The sequence below is a fragment of the Shewanella sp. AS1 genome (assembly GCF_021412565.1).
In the GTDB taxonomy this organism is placed as follows: domain Bacteria; phylum Pseudomonadota; class Gammaproteobacteria; order Enterobacterales; family Shewanellaceae; genus Shewanella.
In genome coordinates this window covers 1-284 of record NZ_JAKCLJ010000108.1, presented here as the reverse complement: position 1 = coordinate 284, position 284 = coordinate 1, and the positions used below count along the sequence as shown (strand labels likewise).

The following is a 284-nucleotide window of genomic DNA, read 5'->3' as shown; positions in this document are numbered from 1 at the left end:
GCGATGCTGCGCGCTGCACTGCGCGCAACGTTGCTGCCGACGTTCCGTTCCGGGCGGCCGATCCCCGAGCAGCGTCGCCGGCTCGCGCTGTTCACGCGCCTGACGCTGCCGGCGCGCGGCGTCGATTTCACCGTCGCGACCTGTGGCGGCGTGCCCGGTGAGTTCGCGCAGATCCGCGGTCTTGCGGGTACACGCGACGCCATCCTGTACCTCCATGGGGGCGCTTATTGCGTCGGTTCGCCGGCGACGCACCGCGCCATCACCAGCCACATTGCGCATCGCAC

1 pseudogene is annotated in these 284 nt (G+C 70.8%); it reads left to right on the top strand.

What is annotated here, in order from left to right:
* A pseudogene (locus LZP69_RS16265) lies at positions 1–284 on the top strand (alpha/beta hydrolase fold domain-containing protein); the annotation flags it as partial.